We start from the raw sequence: 18421 nt of genomic DNA on the forward strand, positions 1-18421 counted from the left end.
CAACCGTTGTATCTTTCTCTTGACGTGCATCCCCAGACACAGCAAAGCCTCGCCGACGCCAGGGAGTTCATGCGGCACGCGTACACGGGACCCGTCAAGCTGCCGGACGTCTCTGCTATGGCGAACATGTCTCCCTACCACTTCCTGCGCGTCCACAAGGAGATTTACGGGGAGACGCCGCACGAGTTCCTGACCCGCCTGCGGATAGGACGGGCGAAGAGCTTGTTGGCCGGGGGCGGGCACAACGTTACGGAGGTGTGCTTCGAGGTCGGGTTCTCCAGCCTGGGGAGTTTTAGCGCGCTGTTTCGGGAGCGCGTGGGTGTATCCCCTTCGGAGTACCGGCGTCACGTCCGGTCGGGGATCGTGGTGCCGCGCGAGATCCGGCCGCTCTTCGTCCCTACGTGCTTTTTCTCGATGCTCCGCGGCTTCCCCGGGGACGGATAACCGCAATTTTCGAGAAGCGGGGCGGGTGTGGCGGGCGCTATGCTTGCCGCGGGTCCACAATCTGGAAGGAGAGCCATGATCCAACGCCAGAGCCACTCCACGGTGTACGTGACAGACCAGCGGGAGGCCCTCGAATTCTACCGGGACAAGCTCGGTTTCGAGGTCCGCACCGACGTCTCCATGGACGACGAGGGGACCTTCCGCTGGCTAACCGTGAGCCCCAAGGGGCAGCCCGACCTCGAGATCGTCCTGATGCCCATAGCCCAGGCTCCCGCGCTCGACGCCGAGAAGGCGGAGCAGATGGAGGACCTCGTGCGGAGCGGCGCCCTCGGGATCGGCGTCTTCGAGACCGACGACATCCACGGCGACCACGAGCGGCTGAGCAGGCAGGGCGTGGAGTTCGTATCGCCGCCGAGGGAACAATTCTACGGCATCGAGGCCATCGTAAAGGACAACTCGGGAAACTTCTTCAGCCTCACGCAGAGAAAACAGTAAGCAGAGTATTGCCGGGTGCCCGGCTAGAGCGGTCAGCTATTAGCGGTCAGCCTTCAGCCAAGGACAAAGAGCCGGGAGTGCGGGCCGCCGGGCCGAAGCGGCCTGATCGCCGACCGCGCGGTCTTCGGGAGCAACGAGCTTCCGAAGACCGTTCTAGAGCGGTTTGCATAGAGGTTTCGACCTCTTTGCGAAGCTGTCAGCCTTTAGCCATCGGCTTTCAGTTAAGAGCAAAAAAGCTGAAAGCCGACAGCGGAGGCGAAGCCGGAGCGGGCCGATAGCCGACGGCGCGGGTTGCGGTGGCTCAATGCCACCGCAACCCGCTCTAGGAGGTGGTGAGGAAATCCTCCAGCAAGGAGAGATACGTTTCGGTGGCCTCGGCGTGGACGTTGTGCCCCACGCCGGGCACCACGGCGGTACGCATCCCCGGATAGAGGGCCTTCATGCGGTGTGAGATCCCGACGAACTTCTCGTCGAGCTCTCCGGAGACGGCGAGCACCGGGACTCGCAGGCTTGGGAGCTCTTCCCAAAGCGCCGGCTGGCTGCCGGTTCCCATGCCCCGCAACGACTTCGCAAGCTCGTTTGGATCGTTCTCCCTTCTCCTCTCCAGCGTGCGCCGCAGCAACTCCCCGTCCCGCGCGAGCGGTGCGAAGAGGGGTTGGCTGTACCAGTCGCGCAAGAACTCTCCGAACTCGCCGCCTTCCAGGCGGACGGCCTTCATCTCGTCGGCGGCCCGGCGGGCGGCGCGCTCGACCGCGTCGTCGAGACCCGGGGAGGCCGATTCCAGGAAGAGGCCGGCGCAGCGATCCGGGTGGCGCAGCGCCAGGTAGAGGGCGAGCCGGCCGCCCATCGAGTAACCGACCAGGGTCGCGCGCCGGACGCGGGCTTCGTCCAGGAGATCCAGGACCCCAAGGGCCGCGCCTTCCATCGTGTAGCGGCTTGGCGGGAGTCCTGTCGAGGCCCCATGACCCGGCAGGTCCACGGCGACGCAAAAGAAGCGCCCGTCGAGCTTCGACACCGTCCGGCGCCAGTCGTCGGCGCGGCCCATAAAGCCGTGCAAAAAGAGCACGGCCGGGTCCGCCGGGTCCCCGGACGTGCCGTGGTTCAGGCCGGCTGCGGCCTCAGGCGCCGCTTCGCGCGACGTTCGCGTCATCCGGAGCGTGCCCGTTTGTCCCGGAGTCCGACACCAGGTTCGGGAAGTACGCGTCGAGCATGTGGCCGGTGACGCGCCTCACGACGGCGTCGCGGACGTGGATGTTGTCCGGGTTGAACGCGCCCAGCCCGCCGCTGCTGACCATCTCGTAGCTCGGGAAGTAGTCGACCTGCGGGTACTTCTGCGACAGCTCCTCGGCGCAGACCCTGAGGACCGACTTCGAGAAACTGTTGGCGACCACCACGTCCCCGCCGCTGAAAGTCGTCCCGAGCGGCACCGGCGAGACGGTCAGCAACACCCGCTCGACGCCGGCCTCGACCAACCCGCCGAAGGCCCGGTCCAGAAGCGGCAGCGCGTCCGACACGCCGAGCCTGTGAAAAGAATAGCGGTCGGGCTGACTCCTCAGGTCTTGCCTGGTCGGCATCCGGTTCAGGAAGAGCTCTATCTCCTCGTCGAACCAGGCCTCGACCAGGCCCAGGGTGATGATCACCAGGTCCGAGGAGACGAGGCTCTCGTAGATGCCCCTTATCTCCGAGCGGCGCTCGACGGCCCGCTCGAAGGTGACGGGGGAGCCGCCGGGCAGCAGCAGGTCTATGAAGCCGTCCCTGGTCTTTACGATGGTCTCTTCGGGTTCGTCCTCGGATCCTACGGCGGAGAGTATGCGCTGCGAGATAGTGCCGGGGTTGTACTCGTTGAGCAGCCCGTTCGGCCTGAACTCCCACTCGGACTCGGGGACCGAGAAGGCGCTCGTGGGCAACTCTATGCCGTCGTGGTCGGCGAGGGCCAGTTCGATGTTGCGCGCAAAGCAAGAGCCGATGGTAAAGACCCTCGCGGGCGCGTTCAGCAAGAACTTCGGCTTCAATGACGGGAACAAGAGATCGCCGACGAACCGCGGGTCTTCCTCGTTCGGGAACCTCTTGTTGGCGTTGCTCCGCGTAACTTTCAACGCCTCTAACGCATCGAGCTTCATCGTCCCTTGGCTCCTCACGTAACCGACTAAACGACCTTACGGGCGGCTCAACACGAACAGTATAGTACCTTTCCCCAACATCTAAACCCGTGCTCCAACCGTCGAGACGGCCTCGAAACCTCAGCCCTCCCGGATCGCGGCCGACACTTCCCGGAGAAGCTCTTGATGCGTGGTCACGTTTCCCGCGCGGTCCGTCCGGACCTCGATCAAGGCCGGCCCGTCACCGGACAGGGACGCCAGGTACGCCGTCAGGAACTCCTCCGCCGTCTGTGGTCGCGCATAATCGAGGCCGAACATCGCGGCCGCGCTCTCGAACCCTACTCCCTGGGGCGTGCCGAAGTACGGTTCGAAGAAGTCCCGGTGCCGGGAGACGGGTAGGAACGAGAAGATCCCACCCCCGTCGTTGTTGAGGACCACCACCGTTACGGGAAGGCCACGCAACATGGCGAGGGAGTTGAGGTCGTGCAGGAGCGCCAGGTCTCCCATGAGCAGGGTCACGGGTCCGCCCGAGCCCCGCGCGAAACCGGCTGCGGTGGCGACGGTGCCGTCTATGCCGCTTGCTCCCCGGTTCGCGGCGACCGGCACGCCAACGCCTTCCGCGGCGGCGTAGGCGTCGAGGTCCCTGATCGGCATGCTGCTCGCCACGACGAGACCGTGCCCTTCGGGTACCTCCTTAGAGACTAGCCGGGCCACGAGCGGCTCGTCGAGCCCGCGTCCCCCCGCGAACGACCGGTCCAGCGCCGCGCCCGCCCGGTTCGAGGCCGCGCGCCAGCCTTCGGCCCAGGAGGGATCAGCAAAAGACGGGGCATCGTCAGCCGCCCGAACGAGCGCGGCGCAGAAGCCCACGACGTCTGACTCGACGCTGTGGGTGACCCCGTGGCCGGGGTCCAGCCTGAAAGGGTTCTCCCTTACCACCACGTAAGGGTCGGGACGGACACGCGCGACGAACCCTTCCAGGCGCTTGCTCAGGGCCCGGCCGCCGACGTGCAGCACGGCCTCTGGCGCGTGGCCTCCGGCGAAGGCCTCGTCGGCGAGCAGCGCGTCGTAGAAAGCGACGTTCCCGAGACCTCCGCCGAGCCGGACCTGCGAACCGACGTCGGGTAGGAGCGGCCATCCCAGGGCGAGGGCGAGCTTCTCCACGGCCTCGCCCTGTTCGCGCGAGGCCAGCCTGCCGGCGACGACGAGGCCCCGCTCGACCGGCCGCAACTCGTGCCAGAGGGCCCGGATCTCCGCCCCGTCCACGGCCGGCTTCGTCGCGGCGTAGCGGGTGTAGGGTCCGTCTTTCTCGCGCCAGCGGTCGGGCCCGGAAGGAAGTTCGTCATCTTCCTCCGGGTCCGGGATGAGGGGTTCGCGAAACATGAGGTTCAGGTGGACGGGGCCGCTCGGGGCGCGGAGGGCGCGGTATGCCGCCTGGTCCACGGTGGTCAGGACCGAGGCGGGGTCGACGTCGAGGCTCGGGGCCGGCAGGTCGAAGCGCCAGCGGACGAAGTCGCCGAAGATGTCGGGCTGGTCTATGGTCTGGTTTGCGCCGGTCTGGCGCAGTTCTGGGGGACGGTCGGCCGTCAGCAGGATCATGGGCACGCCGTCTGTGGCCGCCTCGACGACGGCGGGGAGGCCGTTTGCGACCGCTGTGCCCGAGGTCGTGATCCAGGCAGCGGGAAGCCCCGTGGCCCGCGCGTACCCGAGCGCCGCGAACGCCGTGCCCCGCTCGTCGAAGTGAACGAGGCTCTCTGCTTTCTTGTTGGCGGCCAGCGCCGCGACCAGGGGGGTCGAGCGGGAACCTGGGGCGACGCAGAAGAGGCCGACGCCGCAGCGGAGGAGTTCTTCTACTACCAGGTGCGCCCAGAGGCGGTTAGCGCGCGGGGTTTCCAAGGCCGAACGCCCCGGTGAAGTCTTCGATCTTCTGCTCTATCTCGGCCCATTCCTCTTCGGGCTTGGACCCCGCGACGATGCCCGCCCCGAGAACAGCGCGAGCCGGCGCCCCTGACGAGCCCGCTCCTTATGCCGACGGCGAACTCGGCCGCGTCGGACCCGACCCACCCGACGGGGCCGGCCCACCAGCCCCGGTCGAAGGGCTCGAGCGCCCGGATGTCTTCCAGTGCCCCCCTGTTCGGGTACCCCCCGACGGCCGGCGTCGGGTGCAGCGCGCCGAGCACCTCGGCGTCCATCACGCCCTCGCGCAAACGCGCGCGCACCCTGGAGACGAGGTGGCGCCGGCTGGCGAGCTTCATCTCCGAGACGTCCTCCTCGACCTCCAGATCCTCGCACAGCGGCCCGAGCGCCTCGCCTATCCCGATTCGGACGAACCCGTGCTCCGCGCGGTCTTTCTCGCTGCCGAGCAGCTCGTCGCGCAGGATCTCGTCGTCGTCCGAAGACGCGCCGCGCGGGCGGGTCCCGGCGACGGCCTCGCTCGTGAGGAAACGCCCCTCCCGCTTGTAGAGCCGCTCCGGCGACGCCCCGACGAACGCCGTCCCCGGGACGGGCTCGACGTAGAAGTGGAAGCACCCCGGCGTGGCGTCCCTGAGCTTTCGGAGCAGGGAAATCCCGTCCAGGTCCTCCGCGAAGCCGAGCCCGGCCCTCCGCGCGAGCACGACCTTTCCGAGCCGCCCCTCGGAGAAGGCAGAGAGGGCGTACCGGACGTTATTTTCCCAGCCTCGGCGGTCGGGGGTATCTTCACGGTCGAGCGGTTCCGGAAGGGGTTCGTCGTCGCCCTCGGACGGGATCCACATGCCTTCGATCTGCGCCAGTATCTCTTCCTGGCGTTCCCTGTCGCGCGGCAGGACCAGGTTGCACGAGAGCGTGGTCCCCGACGTCTGGACGCGCAGCTCGAACCGGGGCAGGGCGAAACGGTACGCGCCGAAAGGCTCCCACCCCTCCTCCGCCCCACGCGCAGGATCGAAGCGTCCCCCGCCATAGTAACGGACCTCCGGATCGCCGGCGGCGCGAAGACGCTTGCCAAGCACCTCGACGTCCTCGGGCCCGTCGCCCGTCTGCAGATCGGCGGTGCCGGCGGCGGCGTTCTCAGCCCCGCCTTCCCTTCCGGACCAGTAGAACCTCGGGTGCGACCGTTGCCCGCGCAACCACGCGAGGGCGTCCGCCGGCCCGGCGTTTACCGAGATACGCGTTACCCGATCTTCCTCCGAGTACTCCGGCGAGGCGGAGAGGGTCCGGCTCACCTTCTCGGCGAGCAGCCAGCGGACCCGGGCGGAGGCGTCGGGCTTCCCTGCGCCCCGAATGCGTCCTCTGCGCTCACTGCTCAACAAGTCTTGCGCCTCCCGGTCATCTCGCTGGCTAGTGTAGCAAGGAGTATCTAGCAGCGGAGCGGCTTCGCTTACAATCCCCTCGATCAGTCGTTCAAACGGGGTAGAGCTCCCGGTAGCGCCCGTAGGCCTCCTCGTACGCGGATTTCTGTGCACCGGGCTGCACGGTTTCGCCGGGGTCCGGGGCGAGAGAGAGCATATCCTCCCACTTCTCGAAGACCCCAGAGGCGAGGCCGGCCAGGAGCGCCGCGCCGCGGGCCGAGGCGACGGGCGCCACGCTCCCGGACAACAGCCGCAGGGGCCGGCCGAGAACGTCGGCGAGGAGTTGGCGCCACTGTTCGCCCCGGTCCCCCCCCGACCCGCCGCCGGCGAGTCGTAGCTCCGGCGCGGGGGTTCCGGCTTCCACTAGGGCCTCCAATCCCTCGCGCAGCGCGAAGGCGACGCCTTCGAGGGCAGCGCGCAGGAGGTGGCCGCGGGTGTGGTCGAGGCCGAGGCCCGTCCACGCGCCCCTGGCGGCCGGATCGAACCGGGGCGTCCTCTCCCCGCTCAGGTAGGGCAGGAAAGTGACGCCTTTTGCGCCGGGTGGGACAGAGAAGGCTTCCTCATAGACCTCCTTCCAGGTAGCGCCAAGCACCTTTCTGGCCCATTCCAGGGCGAGGCCGGAGTTCTGGATGGCCGCCATCGAGTACCAGAGGCCGGGGGCGGCGGCCCGGTAGAGATGGGTACGTTCGCGAGGGTCCGGCACTGGTTCCGCCTTCGGGGAGAAGATCTGGGCCCCCGTGCCGACGGTTAGCTGCACGGGGCCCGGACGCGAGAGCCCGACCCCAAGCATCGCGGCGGCCGTGTCGGCCGCCCCGGCCGCGACCGGCAGGCCGGCCCGCAAACCGAGGGCCTCCGCCGCGTCCCGGGCGAGCGCCCCTGCTGCCCCTCCCGAAGGGACCAACGGGGCTAGCAGGTCGGCCCTCAGCCCGAGTGTTTCGACCACGGAACAGGCCCAATCATCTGAGAGGAGATCGTAGAGCAAGGTCGCCGAGGCGTCGGAGGGTTCGGCCGCGGCCTCGCCCGTGAGCCGCAGCCTTAGCCAATCCTTCGGCTGGAGCGCCCAGCTGGCCGCCCCGTAGGCCTCTGGCTCGTGGCGGCGCAGCCAGAGCAGGCTGGGGCCCGCCATCCCAACTGCCGGCGGGTTGGCGAGCCCGCGCCTGAGCCTTTCGTCCAGGTCGCGGTACGCGGCCAGCTCTTCGCCGGAGCGTGTGTCGGCCCAGAGGACGGCGGGCCGCAGGGGGAGGCCATCGCCGTCCGACAGGACGACGCCGTGCATCTGGCCGGAGAGCCCGATCGCGGCGACCTCGTCGCCCCGCCCGCCGACGGCGCTCCTCGCGGCCCCGACCACCGCGTCCCACCAGTCCCCCGGCGCGGACTCGGCCCATCCCGAGCGGGTCGCGTTGACGGGATAGGGGGCCGATGACTCCCCACAAACGGAGCCGTCTTCGGCGAGAAGCAGGGCCTTGACCGAGCCCGTGCCGAGATCCAGGCCCAGCAGCATCCGCTAGGCCGACCGCCGGCCGGGTCGATGCTCCGTTTCCCCGACGACGGGCCTCAGAACTTTCGTCTTACCGCCAGACCACCCGCCCATCCGGGCCCGTACCCCAAGGGCGGCGTCTTCGCGGTGCGGTCGCCATAAGCCCAAGCTACGCTCCTCTCCTCGACTCCCCGAATAGTAGGGCAAATCGGGGCTCTGGCGCTGCGTCGAGAGCGATCTTGCGCGAGAGAAGCGAAAGGACCGGGGCGAACCCCGGTCCTTGTCGGTGCTGCGGTCTTATCGCTTCTGTCAGGTCTTGATGTCTTTGAGCTCGGCCTGGTAGATCACGCGGTCGGTGTAGTCCGGCAGGGTGCAGGTCTGGAGCGTGAGGATGTTCTTGCCCTCGATGCGCTTGAGCACGGAGAGGTCGGTCGGCTCCACGATCTTCTTGTTGAAGACCTCGTAGGTGTACTGCCTGCCCTCGGAGTCCTCGAGGTAGACCTCGTCGCCGTTGGCCAGATCCTCCAGGTCGTAGAAGGCCAGGTCGCTGTTGGTGCCGGGGAAGCCGATGCGGTGGCCGGCGATGTATATGTTTGCCTCCTCCTGCCACGGGAAGCCCGTGTAAGGGAGACGGACGGCGGCGTAGTCGCGGAACAGGGCCTCTTCGGTGCCCTTGCCGGTCGGGATCTCGTCGTTCTTGATCTCGGCCATCTTGGGGACCGTAAGCCTGAGGGTCTTGTCCTTGGCCGGCTCAAGCTTGTTGCCGCCCTGCTCGGCCTTCTTGTCGGTCCCCGCCTTGGGCGCGACCTGCCGGTCCTTGGCCTCCTCGGTCATCTTCTTGTCTTCGGGCTGCTTCTGCGCCTGCTCTTTGGGCTGCTCCTTCTGGGAGTTCCCCGAAGACTGGTCGGACTGCCCCGCAGAGGAGCAGGCGGCCAACGAAGCCGACACCACCAGGGCCGCAAGGATCAAACCCAACTTCTTGAAACGCATCTCATCCCCTCTCGCTGTCTCAACCGAACACCGCACAGAGTAGAGTACGGACTAGAGATTACAACGCGGTAACGTTCGGACAAACAAACCGTTACAACCACGCCGACCCGGGCCGAAACCCTTCCTTTGGGCCGCGAACCCGTTTTTGCGGCAGTTATCTTAAGACGGCCCACCCCCTATGTAAAGCTCACCCCCAGAACCACCCCATCTCGTCCCTCCCCGCCCGAGGCACTCCAGACCTGGCCCCGGATTCTCCTCACGATTGTCTTGCCTTCCAGAACCTGCCCGTGCCTTGACACGTCGGAATATATGTGTAAACTGCACATACATGAACGTTAACTCTAACAGGAGGACAGTTTTGGAGACCATGGAGCGGACGGGCAAGACGGCGGAGCGGCTCGCGAAGACGGGCGCCGACACGTACAAGCTGGTCGTCGACCACTTCGCGGCGCAGCAGGAGCGGAACGTGCGTTTCGCGCAGGACACGCTCGATGGTGTGGCGCGCGAGGTTCGTCACCAGGCCGAGAGCAACCGGTCGCTGACGCAGGAGCTTGTGGAGCGGGCCGAGCAGCAGCGCGACGCCTACCAGACGCTAGTCGGGCAGAGCGTGGACGCGTACATGGACCTTCTCTACGCGCCGCTCTCCTACTACAAGCAGGGCCTGCGGGTCGTCGAGGGTGAGATCAAGGAGATCGAGCGCAGCATAACGTTCCCGATCTCGGGCTACGATGAGCTGAACGTCGGCGAGATCGCCAAGCACATCGACCGCCTCTCCGCCGCCCAGATCCGCGAGGTCCGCGAGTACGAGAAGCGCAACAAGAACCGCGAGACCCTGATCGAGCAGTTCGACCGCAAGCTGAAGGCCGTCTCCGCGTAGAGAGGCTTCAGGCAACAGGCTTCAGCCGTCAGGTAAAGGCTGATTACAGAGAGGGCCGGGGATAACTCCCCGGCCCTCTCGCCTTTCCATCCAGTTTTCCTGAGACCTAATACCTGAAGCCTGCTGCCTACTTGAGTAGGTCTTTCAAATGCCCCTTCTTCTCTTTTGCCGTGCCTTTGCGCTGGTCCGAGCGGCCTTCGGCCTTCTTGTCCTTGTTGCCGGTGAGGGCGCCTGCGGCCTCCTTCATGCGGCCCTTGGCCTTGTCCATGGCGCCTTCGTTCCGGTCGTCCTGGCCGGTGTTCTTCCGTCTTCCCACGGGGCTCTCCTTTCGCGTAACGCTTGCTACTACCAACTCTTACCTCGCGGATGCGGGGGTTAAACTTCCCCGGCCTGGGCCGGCCTGCCCGAGAGGTCGGCGTCGCGGGAGCCGGGGTCTTTATCCTTTGCGTCCTGGATCGCCTGCCAGACCTTCCACGGGGAGGCCGGCATGTCTATATGGGTGACGCCGAGGTGGCTTACGGCGTCGATCACGGCGTTTATCACGGCGGGCTGGGCCGCTATCGCGCCCGATTCGCCGATGCCCTTGACGCCCATCGGGTTCGTCGGCGAGGGGGTCTCGGTGCGGTCCAGGATCATGTTCGGTATCTCCGGCGCCCCCGGGACCAGGTAGTCGACCATCGTCCCCGTCACGAGGTTGCCCTCGTCGTCGTAGACGGCCTCCTCGTAGAGGGCCTGCGCTATGCCCTGGGCGATGCCGCCGTGGAGCTGCCCGTCCACTATGGCCGGGTTTACGACGGGGCCGCAGTCGTCGACGGCCACGTACTTCGGGATGGTGACCATGCCCGTCTCGGTGTCCACCTCGACGGCGCAGACGTGGGTGCCGTAGGGCCAGGTGAAGTTCGGCGGGTCGAAGACGTGGCTCTCGCTCAGGACCGGCTCCATGCCCTCGGGCAGGTTGTCCGCGAGGTAAGCGGCTGCGGCGACGTCCTGGATCGTGACGTTCGTGCCGGGAGAGCCGGCGACGGAGAAGCGCCCGCCCTCGAACTCCATGTCTCCCTCTGCCGCCTCCAGCATGTGCGCCGCGATCTTCTTCGCCTTGTCGACGACCTTGCCGCAGGCGAGGCTCAAGGCAACCCCGCCGACGGCGAGGCTCCTGGAGCCGTAGGTGTCCCGGCCGTAGGGGGCCACCGCCGTATCGCCGTGAAGGACTTCGACGTCGTCCACGTCCACGCCGAAAGCGTCGGCGGCGATCTGGGACCACGAGGTTACGTGGCCCTGGCCGTGGGGGGAGGTGCCCGTGACCACTTCTACCTTGCCGCTGGCGAACATGCGCACGGAGGCCGACTCCCAGCCGCCGCTCTGCAGTCTGACGCCGGCGGCCACCTTGGAGGGCGAGAGGCCGCCGCTCTCGGTGAAGTTGCCGATGCCGATGCCCAGCTGTTTTACGTCCCCGGCCTCGCGGCGGCGGCGTTGCTCGGCGCGCAGGTCGTCGTACTCGGCGAGGTCCAGGGCCTTTCTCATGCACTCTTCGTAATTTCCGGAGTCGTACATGACGCCGGCCGGGGTGGTCGTCGGTTCGTCGAACGGGGGATCAGGTTCTTGATGCGGAGCTCGGCCGGGTCCATGTCCAGCTCGCGCGCCAGATCGTCCATGATCCGCTCGTGGGCGTACGCCGCCTCCGAACGCCCGGCCCCCCGGTACGCGTCGGTCGGCGTCAGGTTCGTGAAGACGCCGGTGCATTCGAAGGAGTAGGCGTCGAAGGCGTAGAGGCCGGGGTAGGTAAAGGAGCCGAAGATGGCGATTCCGGGCGTCAAGAGCTGCAGGTACGCGCCCATGTCCGCGAGCAGGTTGACCTTCATGCCAAGGATCTTGCCGTCCCGCCTCGCGGCGAGCTGGATGTGCTGGACCTGGCCGCGGCCGTGGGTGCTCGCGAGGTGGTTCTCGGAGCGGTCCTCGACCCACTTGATCGGGGTCTCCAGTTTGCGGGCGAGGGCCAGCGCGAGCGCCTCCTCGGCGTAGACGTTCAGCTTGCCGCCGAAGCCGCCGCCCACGTCGGGGGCGACGACGCGCAGCTTCGTGTCGGAGACGCCGCAAACGAGGGCGAGGATGTCCTTGACGAAGTGCGGGACCTGGGTCGAGGTGTACATGGTCAGGTCGCCGGTCGCGGGTTCGGGGTTCACGACCACGGCGCGGGGCTCGATGGCGGACGGGATCAGGCGCTGCTGCACGTACCGACCGCTCACGACCACGTCCGCCTCTTCGAAGGCCTTGTCTATGTCCCCGGTCCCGAGCGGCCACGTGTAGCACTTGTTCGTGCCGAGCCCCTCGTGCACGAGAGGCGCCCCCTCCTCCAGGGCCGCCTCCACATCGACCACCGCGGGCAGGACCTCGTAATCCACCTCTATAAACTCCAGCGCGTCCTGCGCCTTGTAGCGGTCGGTCGCCACGACGGCGGCCACGCCGTCGCCCGCGTGGTTGACCTCGCCCCGGGCGAGGGGCCAGTGGTCCGGGATCTTGATGTCTTCGGTCACGGGCCAGCCGGTCGGAATGCCGATGGCCCACTCCCCCGCCAGGTCTTCCCCGGTAAAGACGGCGACGACGCCCGGCTGCTCCCTGGCGGCCGAGACGTCTATCGAGAGCACCTTCGCGTGGGCGTGGGGGCTGCGCAGGAGCGCCAGGTGAAGCATCCCGGGCAGGTGGATCTCGTCCGTAAAGTTGGTGTGCCCCGTCAGGAGCGCCGGGTCCTCCTTGCGCAGCACGCTGTTCCCCATGTACCGCCGGGCCGTCTCCGTCATGCCGCGCCTCCTGTCGTGTCGCGCTCCCCGCCGAATGCCTCTATCTTGCGGCCCGGATCACTCTATCTCCAGGAGATCCTGGCCCGCGTCCACGGCGTCCTCGTTGTCGACGAGGAACTTCGAGACGGTCCCTTCCTCCTCGGCCTTGACCTCGTGGAAGGACTTCATCACCTCGATCAGGCCGACGACGTCCCCCGCCGAGACGGAGCCGCCCTCCTCGACGTAGAAGTCGCTGTCGGGGTCCGGGCGCCGGTAGAAGGTGCCGGGCATCTGCGCTTTCACGGTCTTCGCCAAATCTCGTTCCTCCCGCTAGTAGTCCTGCTACGAAACCTTCGCTTCCGACCTTCCGATGGGCCGCACCTCGACCTCGTTCTCTTCCAGCTCACGCACTATGGTCTCGGCCAGCCTCACGACCCCGGGCGTGTCGCTGTGTACGCACACCGAGTCGCACTTGACCTCCACCTCTCCACCGCTCTCGGTCGTAACCCTCCCCTCTTTCACGGCCCGGACCACCCGCCGGGCCATCTCCTCCGGGTCGAGCTCGCCGGCGAGCTTGCGGGTAAAGACGATCTGGCCCTCGTCGTTGTAGGCCCGGTCGGCGAAGAACTCGGCCGCCACAGGCTGCCCCATCTCCCCGGCGAGTCTGTAGGTTACGGAAGACTCCATGCAGAAGAGGACGAGGCCGGGGTCTACCTGTTGTACAGCTTCAATGATCGCGCGCGAGAGGGCCTCGTCGCGGGCCGCCACCATGTACAGGGCCCCGTGCGGCTTGACGTGCTGGACCTCCATCCCGTAGAGGCGGGCGAACTCGCGCAGGGCTCCGAGCTGGTAGAGCAGTTCGTCCCGGATCTCCTCGGGCGGGGCCTGGATCTCCCTCCTCCCAAACCCGACCAGATCCCGATACCCGCTATGCACCCCTACCGCGACTCCATGCTCCTTCGCCAGCGCAACGGTCTTCCGCATAACGTGCGGGTCCCCAGCGTGAAATCCCCCCGCCACGTTCGCCGACGAAATAAACCGCATCAACTCCTCATCGGCCCCAAAACTGTAAGGCCCGAAGCTCTCCCCCATGTCGCAATTAAAGTCGATGTGCAAGGTGCCTCCCTTCGGTCGACTGCTATCAGCCGTCAGCTTTTAGCGTTCAGCTTTTTTGCCGTTTGAGATTCGCTTTGAACTGGTCCACGAGAGCCCGCTACCTCAGCAAGGTTCTCGTAAGTGGATCGTGTTGCGGCCGTTAGTGAACCGTATTCCCTGGCTGATAGCTGACTGCTGATAGCTGAAAGCGGGCTCACGATAGTGAGCCCTTTATCTCCGCTAGCTTCCGCCGTCGTTCCTCTCGGGCGTTTAATGCTTCGTCCAGTTCGATGGAGCGGAAGCGGGTCTTGTCGTTTGTCTTTGACTGGGCGAGGCGGTCGCGGTCGGCGCTTATTACGGTGCCGATGGTGGCGTAGCCCCCGCCGGTCACGGCGTCGTTCATGAGGACTATGGGCTCGACGCCGCCCGGGACCTGGATGGAGCCTATCGGATAGCCGAAGTCGACGACGTTGGCCGGGTCGCTGCCCGCGCCCGCCGGTTGCTCTCGCTCGACGAAACCGAGCTCGCCTCCCCTGTAACGGTAACCGACCCGGTCGGCGTCAGGGGTAACCGTCCACTCCACGTTCAGGAACGTCTCTAGGCTCTCTTCCGTGAGGCGGTAGCTGGCGAGGCCGATGATCACCCGCAACTCGGTCTCTTTCGTGTAGGTTGGGATGTGGTCGTCGTCTACGCGTTTGCCGACCTGGGCTTCGCCGTTTTGGGCTTCGCCGAGCTCGAGTTCATCGCCCTCCTGGAGTGCGCGGCCGTCGAGTCCTCCCAGCCCGATCAGGGTGTACGTCGAGCGGCTGTGCATGAAGACGGGGGCGTCTATGCCCCCGGCGACCGCCAGATACGAACGGGCGCCGTTCTTGAGGTAGTCGAATGACAGGACGTCACCCTCCCTGACCTGCAACGCCTCCCAGGTCGGGGCCTCCTCGCCGTTTATCTTGGGCGGCATCTCTGCGCCGGTTACGGCCACGACGGCGTCCCCGGTGAACTCGAGTTCGGGCCCGAAGTACGTTATCTCGAGGCCCGCGGCGCCGTCCTCGTTGCCGACGAGGTAGTTGCCGACCTGGTAGGAGAAGACGTCCATCGCCCCGCTCGGCGGCATCCCGATGGCGTACTCGCCGAAGCGGCCGGTGTCCTGGACCGTCGTCAGGAGCCCGGGGCTCTTTACCCTAATCGCCATAGAGCACCCCCAGGATCTCCTCGTTGTACGCGTGCGGGTCCTCTAGCGCCCGGTCGGCGTGGAAGGTGAAGTCCTTCTTCCTGTACTCGAACGAACCGTCCTCCACCCTGGACCGGATCTCGTCGAACTCCTCCCTGTCCACCCCACGGTAGTTCCATATATCTCCGGGCCTCGGAAAGACTATCGAGTCCTGGAAATCCTTCAACCTCTGCTTCACGTCCAGGACCGGGGCCGGGGCGAGGCCGTAGAGCTGGTAGCCGCCGGCGCCCTGGACGGAGTAGACGACGGCGAAACCTCCGCCGAAGCCGAAGGCCCGCTCCGGGGTGAAGGTGCGGGGCCTGACGTACTTGGGGACCTCTACCTGTTCCTCGGGCGGGACCAGTTGGTAACACCACGGGAGGCCGGGCACGAACCCGATCATGGTGACGAGCCACGGCGAGCCGAGCAGCGCCGCGATGAAGTCGTCCTTGTTGTCGTAGCCGTTTATTCGCGCGGAGTACTCGAGGTCCGTCGCGTCAGGATCCTGGTGGCGGTCCCGGAAGCGCATGAGGGCCTCGTGGGTCCACGGGTCCTCCATCATTACCGGCACGTCCACGACGCGGGTCGGAAGCTCGAAGCCCTTCACGTCGCCGACCTCGTCGTCGATCTCCCTCAACCGCGAGATGAGCTTGTCCGGGTGGAGCACGTCGGGGTCTACGCGGACCATGTAGGAGGCGTTGGAGGGGCAGATGTCCATTATGCCCTCCATCCTCTCTTCCTGGAGCCTGTTCGTTATCGCCATGGCCCTGAAGTTCACCTTGAGGCTCATGGCTTCGGCGAGCTCCACGAAGACGAACTCGTCCCCGCCGTAGCTGTAGCGCGCCTGCGGAAGCCCGGTCTCGACGTTAGCGCTCATGCAGTGGCACCCCTTTTTCCCTGGTAAGAGTGCCCGCATAGTACCTACGCCAGATTTTTGGGTCAACGAATGCTAAAAGGTTATCGAAAAGACGAAAGCAAAAAGGAGACAGACTTGAACGTAGCCGTGATGACCCGGGTGGCGTTAATGGCCGCTTTCACCGCCGTGGCGGCCCAGATCACGATCCCGCTGGAGCCCGTCCCGTTTACCCTGCAGGTTCTGGCCGTCGTTCTGACGGGCCTCTTGCTGGGTCCGCGCTACGGGGCGTTGGCCATGGGGGTCTACCTCCTCGTCGGGGCGGTAGGCGTCCCGGTCTTCGCGGGCTTCAGGGGCGGGCTCGGCGTCCTGTTCGGCGACACGGGAGGTTACCTGCTCGCCTACCCGCTGGCCGCCGCCCTCGCGGGTATGGCCGCGGGCGCCGTCACGAACGCGCCCCGGCGTCGGGCGCTCGTCGCGGGGTTCCTGTGGGGCGGCCTGGCGCTCGTCGCGATCTACGCGCTCGGGGCCACGTGGCTCGCCGTCCTCGCCGGCCTCTCGCCGGGTGCGGCCCTGGCCGCGGGCGTCCTGCCCTTCGTGGTCTTTGATCTGATCAAAGTAGGTTTGGCTACCCTCGTCGCCGTCGCCGTCGCACCCGCCATCGCCGCCTCACGGGCTTAAAGAGGAGGTTTCGGGCATCAGGTTTCAGGTTTTAGGGATGCTTTTGTGGCCTGAGGTCTGCGGGCGCGAGGTCTACGGCGCGGCTAGTATGACGGCCAGATCCAGAGGAGGGTGAACCGTATGTTCGAGAAGGTGCTGGTCGCCAACCGGGGGGAGATCGCGCTTCGCGTAGTCCGCGCGTGCCAGGAGCTCGGCGTCCCCGCTGTCGCCGTTTACTCCGACGCCGACGAGTCGGCCCTCCACGTCCGCCACGCCGACGAGTCGGTCAACATAGGCCCCCCTGCGGCGGGCAAGAGCTACCTGAACGCGGGGGGGATCATCGAGGCCGCGAAAGAGGCCGGCGCCGACGCGGTTCATCCCGGCTACGGCTTTCTCGCCGAGAACGCCGCCTTCGCGAAGGCGGTAACGGACGCCGGCTTGAAGTTTATAGGCCCTTCGGCGGAGGCCATCGAGAAGCTCGGGGACAAGTCCGCCGCCAGAAGGCTGGCGCGGGAGGCCGACGTGCCGGTCGTGCCTGGCTCGGAGAACGTCTCTTCGGCGGATGAGGCGGTCGATACGGCGGAGGAGATAGGGTACCCCGTCATGATCAAGGCGGCTGCGGGCGGCGGGGGACGCGGCATCCGGGTGGCGGAGAACGAGGAGGAGCTGCGCGAATCGGTGCAGGCGGCCAAACGCGAGGCCCAGTCCGCCTTCGGGGACGGGACGCTCTACCTGGAGAAGTTCCTCGCCGGCCCGCGCCACGTCGAGGTGCAGGTAATGGCCGACGAGCGGGGCAACGCCATCCACCTCTACGAACGCGAGTGCTCGATGCAGCGCCGCCGCCAGAAGGTGCTCGAAGAGTCGCCCTCGCCCGGCATAAGCCGGGAGGTCCGGGAGAAGATGTGCGAGGCGGCCGTCCGGTTGGCCCGGGAGGCGGACTACGCCAACGCCGGGACCGTCGAGTTCCTTGTCGAGGGGGACGATTTCTACTTCATCGAGATGAACACTCGCATACAGGTGGAGCACCCGGTAACGGAGATGCTCACGGGTGTGGACCTCGTGAAAGAGCAGATCCTGGCGGCGTCTGGCGAACCCCTGAGCCTGAAACAGGAGGACGTCCCCTTCGTCGGCCACTCGATAGAGTTCCGCATCAACGCCGAGGACCCCGAGAACGACTTCATGCCCTCCCCCGGCGAGGTAACGTTCCTCGACGTGCCGGGCGGCCCCGGCGTCAGGGTAGACTCGGCGATGTACCAGGGCTACAAGATACCGCCGTTCTACGACTCGATGGTGGGCAAGCTCATAGTCTGGGCGTTGACGCGGGACGAGGCCATAAGCCGCGCCCGCCGCGCCCTGCGCGAGTACCGGCTCGAAGGCATCAAGACAACCATTTCACTCCACCTGCGGCTGCTGGAAGATAAGGCTTTCCGCTCGGGCGACTACCACACGGGGTATCTGGAAGAGTTGTTGGACGAGTAAAGTATAGCCTTCAGGGTCTCGTCCGATGGTCCGAGTATACTTTCGTGAGGTTGATCGAACCATCGGAGGGCTTTCCGTGCAGACAGAGACGCGCGAGGCCACCAGACGACGCTTCACCGTCCACGAGTACCACCGGATGGCCGAGGCCGGGATACTCCACGAGGACGACCGGGTCGAGCTCATCGATGGGGAGATCGTCGAGATGAGCCGGATCGACAGTCGGCACGCCCTCTGCGTGAGCCTGCTAAACCGCCTGCTGGTACGGGGCGTTGGGGACCGGGCGATCGTCAGCCCGCAGAATCCCGTGCGGCTCGACGAACGCCACGAGCCGCAGCCTGATCTCACGGTGATTCGGGATCGCGCCTACGGGCGTTCGCTACCGACGCCGGGGGACACTCTGCTCCTGATCGAAGTCTCGGATACCATCCTCTCCTACGACCGGAACGTCAAACTACCGATCTACGCCCGGGCCGGCATTCCGGAAGTCTGGATCGTGGACGTCAACGGCCAGAAGGTAGAGCGTCATACCGGTCCCTCCGGCGCCTCATACAGACACACCGAGCTGGCGCGGAAAGGAGAGACGCTCGCATCCACTACCCTCCCCGATCTGACGCTTCGTGCAGACGACGTTCTCGGCCGAACGTAAGG

Annotated in this window: 17 protein-coding genes and 1 pseudogene; 6 read left to right on the top strand and 12 right to left on the bottom strand. The window is 66.5% G+C overall.

Annotation, left to right across the window (positions count from 1 at the left end; genetic code table 11):
- Positions 1 to 6 precede the first annotated feature (6 nt).
- Together GBA63_RS16440 and GBA63_RS16445 are read left to right on the top strand one after the other, a co-directional pair.
- Positions 7 to 444 (top strand): helix-turn-helix domain-containing protein, encoded by a 438-nt coding sequence (locus GBA63_RS16440; protein ID WP_166177822.1) that lies wholly within the window; start codon positions 7 to 9, stop codon positions 442 to 444.
- A gap of 75 nt (positions 445 to 519) precedes the next feature.
- A complete protein-coding gene (locus GBA63_RS16445) occupies positions 520 to 939 on the top strand; it encodes a VOC family protein (RefSeq protein ID WP_166177824.1) in 420 nt (139 codons plus the stop codon).
- Between the two features lie 322 nt (positions 940 to 1261).
- On the opposite strand, the gene menH is transcribed toward GBA63_RS16445, so the two are convergent.
- The 6 genes from menH to GBA63_RS16475 form a co-directional block, all read right to left on the bottom strand.
- On the bottom strand, positions 1262 to 2089 hold the full coding sequence (menH, locus tag GBA63_RS16450; protein ID WP_166177826.1) for a 2-succinyl-6-hydroxy-2,4-cyclohexadiene-1-carboxylate synthase: 828 nt from the start codon (positions 2087 to 2089) through the stop codon (positions 1262 to 1264).
- Positions 2058 to 3059, bottom strand: a complete 1002-nt coding sequence (locus GBA63_RS16455; protein ID WP_166177828.1) for a GSCFA domain-containing protein — start codon at positions 3057 to 3059, stop codon at positions 2058 to 2060. The genes menH and GBA63_RS16455 overlap by 32 nt, the downstream gene beginning before the upstream one ends.
- Before the next feature lie 120 nt (positions 3060 to 3179).
- Positions 3180 to 4931: a 2-succinyl-5-enolpyruvyl-6-hydroxy-3-cyclohexene-1-carboxylic-acid synthase gene (menD, locus tag GBA63_RS16460; protein WP_166177830.1), complete on the bottom strand. Its 1752-nt coding sequence runs from the start codon at positions 4929 to 4931 to the stop codon at positions 3180 to 3182.
- On the bottom strand, positions 4889 to 6319 hold the full coding sequence (locus tag GBA63_RS16465; protein WP_166177832.1) for an isochorismate synthase: 1431 nt from the start codon (positions 6317 to 6319) through the stop codon (positions 4889 to 4891). The genes menD and GBA63_RS16465 overlap by 43 nt, the downstream gene beginning before the upstream one ends.
- Positions 6320 to 6413: 94 nt before the next feature.
- Positions 6414 to 7862: a xylulokinase gene (gene xylB, locus GBA63_RS16470; RefSeq protein ID WP_166177834.1), complete on the bottom strand. Its 1449-nt coding sequence runs from the start codon at positions 7860 to 7862 to the stop codon at positions 6414 to 6416.
- A 285-nt stretch (positions 7863 to 8147) separates the two neighbouring features.
- Positions 8148 to 8828 carry a class E sortase gene (locus GBA63_RS16475; RefSeq protein WP_166177836.1) on the bottom strand — a complete coding sequence of 227 codons (681 nt, stop codon included), beginning with the start codon at positions 8826 to 8828 and terminating at the stop codon, positions 8148 to 8150.
- Positions 8829 to 9186: 358 nt separating this feature from the next.
- Here GBA63_RS16475 and GBA63_RS16480 point away from each other — a divergent pair, with 358 nt between their 5' ends.
- Positions 9187 to 9705 carry a hypothetical protein gene (locus GBA63_RS16480; RefSeq protein ID WP_166177838.1) on the top strand — a complete coding sequence of 173 codons (519 nt, stop codon included), beginning with the start codon at positions 9187 to 9189 and terminating at the stop codon, positions 9703 to 9705.
- Between the two features lie 127 nt (positions 9706 to 9832).
- Here the strand turns inward: GBA63_RS16480 and GBA63_RS16485 are convergent, their stop codons facing one another.
- From GBA63_RS16485 to GBA63_RS16510, 6 genes and pseudogenes are all read right to left on the bottom strand, one after another.
- On the bottom strand, positions 9833 to 10021 hold the full coding sequence (locus GBA63_RS16485; protein ID WP_207956851.1) for a CsbD family protein: 189 nt from the start codon (positions 10019 to 10021) through the stop codon (positions 9833 to 9835).
- A gap of 59 nt (positions 10022 to 10080) precedes the next feature.
- Positions 10081 to 12500: pseudogene (locus tag GBA63_RS24480) on the bottom strand (xanthine dehydrogenase family protein molybdopterin-binding subunit).
- Between the two features lie 57 nt (positions 12501 to 12557).
- Positions 12558 to 12794 (bottom strand): acetyl-CoA carboxylase, encoded by a 237-nt coding sequence (locus GBA63_RS16495; protein WP_166177840.1) that lies wholly within the window; start codon positions 12792 to 12794, stop codon positions 12558 to 12560.
- Between the two features lie 27 nt (positions 12795 to 12821).
- Positions 12822 to 13595 (bottom strand): LamB/YcsF family protein, encoded by a 774-nt coding sequence (locus tag GBA63_RS16500; protein ID WP_166177842.1) that lies wholly within the window; start codon positions 13593 to 13595, stop codon positions 12822 to 12824.
- A 193-nt stretch (positions 13596 to 13788) separates the two neighbouring features.
- Positions 13789 to 14763: a 5-oxoprolinase subunit C family protein gene (locus tag GBA63_RS16505; RefSeq protein WP_166177844.1), complete on the bottom strand. Its 975-nt coding sequence runs from the start codon at positions 14761 to 14763 to the stop codon at positions 13789 to 13791.
- On the bottom strand, positions 14753 to 15658 hold the full coding sequence (locus tag GBA63_RS16510) for a 5-oxoprolinase subunit B family protein (RefSeq protein WP_166177846.1): 906 nt from the start codon (positions 15656 to 15658) through the stop codon (positions 14753 to 14755). Before GBA63_RS16510 ends, GBA63_RS16505 begins: the two co-directional genes overlap by 11 nt.
- A 114-nt stretch (positions 15659 to 15772) precedes the next feature.
- Here GBA63_RS16510 and GBA63_RS16515 point away from each other — a divergent pair, with 114 nt between their 5' ends.
- The 3 genes from GBA63_RS16515 to GBA63_RS16525 all read left to right on the top strand — a co-directional run bounded on the left by GBA63_RS16515 (position 15773) and on the right by GBA63_RS16525 (position 18419).
- Positions 15773 to 16315 (top strand): biotin transporter BioY, encoded by a 543-nt coding sequence (locus GBA63_RS16515; RefSeq protein WP_207956854.1) that lies wholly within the window; start codon positions 15773 to 15775, stop codon positions 16313 to 16315.
- Between the two features lie 120 nt (positions 16316 to 16435).
- Positions 16436 to 17773 (top strand): acetyl-CoA carboxylase biotin carboxylase subunit, encoded by a 1338-nt coding sequence (gene accC / locus GBA63_RS16520; RefSeq protein ID WP_166177848.1) that lies wholly within the window; start codon positions 16436 to 16438, stop codon positions 17771 to 17773.
- A gap of 76 nt (positions 17774 to 17849) precedes the next feature.
- The gene (locus GBA63_RS16525) at positions 17850 to 18419 is read left to right on the top strand and encodes a Uma2 family endonuclease (protein WP_207956856.1); all 570 of its coding nucleotides are present in this window, start codon (positions 17850 to 17852) and stop codon (positions 18417 to 18419) included.
- The last annotated feature ends 2 nt before the right edge of the window (positions 18420 to 18421 follow it).

This window comes from Rubrobacter tropicus, from assembly GCF_011492945.1.
In the GTDB taxonomy this organism is placed as follows: Bacteria; Actinomycetota; Rubrobacteria; order Rubrobacterales; family Rubrobacteraceae; genus Rubrobacter_D; species Rubrobacter_D tropicus.

Bases quoted from the DNA above. Each gene is read 5' to 3' on its own strand.
- GBA63_RS16445 (WP_166177824.1), top strand. From the start codon at position 520: ATGATCCAACGCCAGAGCCACTCCACGGTGTACGTGACAGACCAGCGG.
- menH (WP_166177826.1), bottom strand. From the start codon at position 2,089: ATGACGCGAACGTCGCGCGAAGCGGCGCCTGAGGCCGCAGCCGGCCTG.
- GBA63_RS16455 (WP_166177828.1), bottom strand. From the start codon at position 3,059: ATGAAGCTCGATGCGTTAGAGGCGTTGAAAGTTACGCGGAGCAACGCC.
- xylB (WP_166177834.1), bottom strand. From the start codon at position 7,862: ATGCTGCTGGGCCTGGATCTCGGCACGGGCTCGGTCAAGGCCCTGCTT.
- GBA63_RS16475 (WP_166177836.1), bottom strand. From the start codon at position 8,828: ATGCGTTTCAAGAAGTTGGGTTTGATCCTTGCGGCCCTGGTGGTGTCG.
- GBA63_RS16505 (WP_166177844.1), bottom strand. From the start codon at position 14,763: ATGGCGATTAGGGTAAAGAGCCCCGGGCTCCTGACGACGGTCCAGGAC.
- GBA63_RS16510 (WP_166177846.1), bottom strand. From the start codon at position 15,658: ATGAGCGCTAACGTCGAGACCGGGCTTCCGCAGGCGCGCTACAGCTAC.
- accC (WP_166177848.1), top strand. From the start codon at position 16,436: ATGTTCGAGAAGGTGCTGGTCGCCAACCGGGGGGAGATCGCGCTTCGC.